Genomic DNA, 5656 nt, shown 5'->3' with positions numbered 1-5656 from the left:
TGTTCGAAAGAATTTTGAAGAAATGCTTGACGGTGTTTTAAAAAACAGGTCATAATCTCGCTTCTGTGCTGATCACTGATCGGCGCGACAAGAAAGAGTTTAGATCCTTGATTGTTGTTAAGGGTTTGATGTTCTTGATGATCTTTAAAAATTAACAGCCGATAAGCGTGGGCGTTTGAAGGCGAGTTTTGATGCTTGGTGACAAGTATCAAGTCTCTTGGACTTTAAACGCTCACGGAAAATAGACTTTTACTATGTAGATAGTTCAAGTCGATTCCGTTGAGTAAATCAAGATCGAACTGTAGAGTTTGATCCTGGCTCAGATTGAACGCTGGCGGCATGCCTTACACATGCAAGTCGAACGGTAACAGGTTAAGCTGACGAGTGGCGAACGGGTGAGTAATGTATCGGAACGTGCCCAGTCGTGGGGGATAACTGCTCGAAAGAGCAGCTAATACCGCATACGACCTGAGGGTGAAAGCGGGGGACCGTAAGGCCTCGCGCGATTGGAGCGGCCGATATCAGATTAGCTAGTTGGTGGGGTAAAGGCCCACCAAGGCGACGATCTGTAGCTGGTCTGAGAGGACGACCAGCCACACTGGGACTGAGACACGGCCCAGACTCCTACGGGAGGCAGCAGTGGGGAATTTTGGACAATGGGCGCAAGCCTGATCCAGCCATGCCGCGTGCGGGAAGAAGGCCTTCGGGTTGTAAACCGCTTTTGTCAGGGAAGAAAAGGGTGTTTCTAATAAAGACGCCTCATGACGGTACCTGAAGAATAAGCACCGGCTAACTACGTGCCAGCAGCCGCGGTAATACGTAGGGTGCAAGCGTTAATCGGAATTACTGGGCGTAAAGCGTGCGCAGGCGGTGATGCAAGACAGAGGTGAAATCCCCGGGCTCAACCTGGGAACTGCCTTTGTGACTGCATGACTAGAGTACGGTAGAGGGGGATGGAATTCCGCGTGTAGCAGTGAAATGCGTAGATATGCGGAGGAACACCGATGGCGAAGGCAATCCCCTGGACCTGTACTGACGCTCATGCACGAAAGCGTGGGGAGCAAACAGGATTAGATACCCTGGTAGTCCACGCCCTAAACGATGTCAACTGGTTGTTGGGAGGGTTTCTTCTCAGTAACGTAGCTAACGCGTGAAGTTGACCGCCTGGGGAGTACGGCCGCAAGGTTGAAACTCAAAGGAATTGACGGGGACCCGCACAAGCGGTGGATGATGTGGTTTAATTCGATGCAACGCGAAAAACCTTACCTACCCTTGACATGTCTGGAATCCTGAAGAGATTTAGGAGTGCTCGAAAGAGAGCCAGAACACAGGTGCTGCATGGCCGTCGTCAGCTCGTGTCGTGAGATGTTGGGTTAAGTCCCGCAACGAGCGCAACCCTTGTCATTAGTTGCTACGAAAGGGCACTCTAATGAGACTGCCGGTGACAAACCGGAGGAAGGTGGGGATGACGTCAGGTCATCATGGCCCTTATGGGTAGGGCTACACACGTCATACAATGGCCGGTACAGAGGGCTGCCAACCCGCGAGGGGGAGCCAATCCCAGAAAACCGGTCGTAGTCCGGATCGTAGTCTGCAACTCGACTGCGTGAAGTCGGAATCGCTAGTAATCGCGGATCAGCTTGCCGCGGTGAATACGTTCCCGGGTCTTGTACACACCGCCCGTCACACCATGGGAGCGGGTTCTGCCAGAAGTAGTTAGCCTAACCGCAAGGGGGGCGATTACCACGGCAGGGTTCGTGACTGGGGTGAAGTCGTAACAAGGTAGCCGTATCGGAAGGTGCGGCTGGATCACCTCCTTTCTAGAGTAGATCGAGCAACTCTCTCGCTCAAGTAGCGGGAAGCCAGCGAGATCCAAATGACTCAAATTCAAGCGCCCACACTTATCGGCTGTGAACACAACAGTGAGTAAAAGCGTGAGCCTGGCGATGGCCTCAAGAGGCTGATGGACGGGCTGCGCGGAAAAACGCGTGGGTCTGTAGCTCAGTCGGTTAGAGCACCGTCTTGATAAGGCGGGGGTCGCTGGTTCGAATCCAGCCAGACCCACCACGGAACTCAAGGTTCCCGGGGGATTAGCTCAGCTGGGAGAGCACCTGCTTTGCAAGCAGGGGGTCGTCGGTTCGATCCCGTCATCCTCCACCAATTTACTCAGAGCGTTGGCAAATCAAAGCGTCTAAATCGAGAGATTGGATGTTCTGATTTGCCAGCAAGACTTTTAAGTCGGCTGTTGTTCTTTAACAATTTGTAGAGTCGAATCAGCGTTATCGACGGAAAGTTCAACTTCGTAAAGGGGGTTGAGCACCGTGCCGTCGATGACATTTGATTGCGTCAAAACGAACTTCAGAATATGAAGAACGGCGTAACGCGTGAATACTCAAAAAAGCGGTCGGATCGGAGAAATCTGATTGGATCGTGTCCTTGATCGACAGTTCAGCGCTGTCAAAGTTATAGGGTCAAGTGACTAAGTGCATGTGGTGGATGCCTTGGCGATTACAGGCGAAGAAGGACGTGATAGCCTGCGATAAGCTTCGGGGAGCTGGCAAATTAGCTTTGATCCGGAGATTTCCGAATGGGGAAACCCACCCCGCGAGGGGTAACGCATGCTGAATACATAGGCATGACGTGGCGAACCGGGTGAACTGAAACATCTCAGTAGCTCGAGGAAAAGACATCAACCGAGATTCCGAAAGTAGTGGCGAGCGAAATCGGAGTAGCCGTGGCGTTATAGCAGTTGGCATATCAGAACGGAATGGAAAGTCCGGCCATAGCGGGTGATAGCCCCGTATGAGAAATGTTGATTGTGGAACTAAGCGTCAGACAAGTAGGGCGGGGCACGAGAAACCCTGTCTGAACATGGGGGGACCATCCTCCAAGGCTAAATACTCGTAATCGACCGATAGTGAACAAGTACCGTGAGGGAAAGGCGAAAAGAACCCCGGGAGGGGAGTGAAATAGATCCTGAAACCGCATGCATACAAAAAGTAGGAGCCCGCAAGGGTGACTGCGTACCTTTTGTATAATGGGTCAGCGACTTACATTCAGTGGCGAGGTTAACCGAATAGGGTAGCCGTAGAGAAATCGAGTCCGAATAGGGCGAATCAGTCGCTGGGTGTAGACCCGAAACCAAGTGATCTATCCATGGCCAGGATGAAGGTACCGTAACAGGTGCTGGAGGTCCGAACCGACTAGTGTTGCAAAACTAGCGGATGAGCTGTGGATAGGGGTGAAAGGCTAAACAAACTTGGAAATAGCTGGTTCTCTCCGAAAACTATTTAGGTAGTGCCTCAAGTATTACCTGCGGGGGTAGAGCACTGTTATGGCTAGGGGGTCATGGCGACTTACCAAACCATTGCAAACTCCGAATACCGCAGAGTACAGCTTGGGAGACAGAGCACCGGGTGCTAACGTCCGGACTCAAGAGGGAAACAACCCAGACCGCCAGCTAAGGTCCCCAAAATTGGCTAAGTGGGAAACGAAGTGGGAAGGCTAAAACAGTCAGGATGTTGGCTTAGAAGCAGCCATCATTTAAAGAAAGCGTAATAGCTCACTGATCGAGTCGTCCTGCGCGGAAGATGTAACGGGGCTAAGCCAGTTACCGAAGCTGCGGATTTGCAATTTATTGCAAGTGGTAGGAGAGCGTTCTGTAAGCCTGTGAAGGTGGCTTGTGAAGGCTGCTGGAGGTATCAGAAGTGCGAATGCTGACATGAGTAGCGTTAAAGGGGGTGAAAAGCCCCCTCGCCGAAAGCGCAAGGTTTCCTACGCAACGTTCATCGGCGTAGGGTGAGTCGGCCCCTAAGGCGAGGCAGAGATGCGTAGCTGATGGGAAACAGGTCAATATTCCTGTACCGATCAATAGTGCGATGTGGGGACGGAGAAGGTTAGCTCAGCCAACTGTTGGATATGTTGGTTCAAGCGTGTAGTCGTGGCCCTTAGGCAAATCCGGGGGTCTGAGATGAGGCGTGATAACGAGTCTGCTTGCAGACGAAGTGAGTGATACCCTGCTTCCAGGAAAAGCCACTAAGCTTCAGCTATTGACGACCGTACCGCAAACCGACACTGGTGCGCGAGATGAGTATTCTAAGGCGCTTGAGAGAACTCTGGAGAAGGAACTCGGCAAATTGACACCGTAACTTCGGAAGAAGGTGTGCCTTTAGTAGGTGATCCATTTACTTGGTTAGCCCAATGAGGCCGCAGAGAATCGGTGGCTGCAACTGTTTATTAAAAACACAGCACTCTGCAAAGACGAAAGTCGACGTATAGGGTGTGACTCCTGCCCGGTGCTGGAAGATTAAATGATGGGGTGCAAGCTCTTGACTGAAGTCCCAGTAAACGGCGGCCGTAACTATAACGGTCCTAAGGTAGCGAAATTCCTTGTCGGGTAAGTTCCGACCTGCACGAATGGAGTAATGATGGCCACACTGTCTCCTCCAGAGACTCAGCGAAGTTGAAATGTTTGTGATGATGCAATCTCCCCGCGGAAAGACGGAAAGACCCCATGAACCTTTACTGTAGCTTTACATTGGACTTTGAACAGATCTGTGTAGGATAGGTGGGAGGCTTTGAAGTAGGGACGCTAGTTTCTATGGAGCCAACGTTGAAATACCACCCTGGTGTGTTTGAGGTTCTAACCTTGCTCCCTGAATCGGGAGTGGGGACAGTGTATGGTGGGCAGTTTGACTGGGGCGGTCTCCTCCCAAAGTGTAACGGAGGAGTTCGAAGGTACGCTAGTTACGGTCGGAAATCGTGACGATAGTGCATTGGCATAAGCGTGCTTGACTGCGAGACTGACAAGTCGAGCAGGTACGAAAGTAGGACAAAGTGATCCGGTGGTTCTGTATGGAAGGGCCATCGCTCAACGGATAAAAGGTACTCTGGGGATAACAGGCTGATACCGCCCAAGAGTTCATATCGACGGCGGTGTTTGGCACCTCGATGTCGGCTCATCTCATCCTGGGGCTGTAGCCGGTCCCAAGGGTATGGCTGTTCGCCATTTAAAGAGGTACGTGAGCTGGGTTTAAAACGTCGTGAGACAGTTTGGTCCCTATCTTCCGTGGGCGCTGCAAGATTGAGAGAGCCTGCTCCTAGTACGAGAGGACCGGAGTGGACGCACCTCTGGTGTATCGGTTGTCACGCCAGTGGCATCGCCGAGTAGCTAAGTGCGGAAGAGATAACCGCTGAAAGCATCTAAGCGGGAAACTCGTCTCAAGATGAGTCTTGCCGGGGCCTTGAGCCCCCTGAAGGGTCGTTCGAGACCAGGACGTTGATAGGCTGGGTGTGGAAGCGCAGTAATGCGTTAAGCTAACCAGTACTAATTGCCCGTGAGGCTTGACCCTATAACTTTGATTGTGCAGACAGCACGTCAGGGTGGGTAAGCACAAGTTATGTCGTTCTTCCTGAAGTCCAGCGAAGACGCAATCAAATCAAAGCTGATTCACGCAGACCTGATATTCAATATCAGCTGCAGACTCTACGAATTGGATCTCTTGAGCACTGACACTCATGAGATCAACAAGTCAAGCCTGATGACCATAGCGATTCGGTCCCACTCCTTCCCATCCCGAACAGGACAGTGAAACGAATCAGCGCCGATGATAGTGCGGATTCCCGTGTGAAAGTAGGTCATCGTCAGGCTATTTAC

1 protein-coding gene, 2 tRNA genes and 3 rRNA genes are annotated in these 5656 nt (G+C 51.7%); 5 read left to right on the top strand and 1 reads right to left on the bottom strand.

Annotated elements, in window-relative coordinates:
* Positions 1–212 (bottom strand): hypothetical protein (locus tag SNE35_RS31965; protein ID WP_320427121.1); only part of this gene is annotated, 212 nt, incomplete at its 3' end.
* An 84-nt stretch (positions 213–296) separates the two neighbouring features.
* On the opposite strand from SNE35_RS31965, the gene SNE35_RS31960 reads away from it, so the two are divergent.
* The 5 genes from SNE35_RS31960 to rrf all read left to right on the top strand — a co-directional run bounded on the left by SNE35_RS31960 (position 297) and on the right by rrf (position 5649).
* A 16S ribosomal RNA gene (locus SNE35_RS31960) occupies positions 297–1820 on the top strand.
* 170 nt (positions 1821–1990) lie between these two features.
* Positions 1991–2067: transfer RNA gene (locus SNE35_RS31955), tRNA-Ile, on the top strand.
* 17 nt (positions 2068–2084) lie between these two features.
* A tRNA-Ala gene (locus SNE35_RS31950) sits at positions 2085–2160 on the top strand.
* A 309-nt stretch (positions 2161–2469) separates the two neighbouring features.
* Positions 2470–5351, top strand: a 23S ribosomal RNA gene (locus SNE35_RS31945).
* A 185-nt stretch (positions 5352–5536) separates the two neighbouring features.
* Positions 5537–5649: ribosomal RNA gene (gene rrf, locus SNE35_RS31940) — 5S ribosomal RNA — on the top strand.
* Together the 16S, 23S and 5S rRNA genes with 2 tRNA genes alongside form the textbook arrangement of a ribosomal RNA operon.
* The last annotated feature ends 7 nt before the right edge of the window (positions 5650–5656 follow it).

This window comes from Roseateles agri (assembly GCF_034043675.1).
Classification (GTDB): Bacteria; Pseudomonadota; Gammaproteobacteria; order Burkholderiales; family Burkholderiaceae_C; genus KK5.
This window is presented reverse-complemented; position numbering and strand designations above follow the sequence as displayed.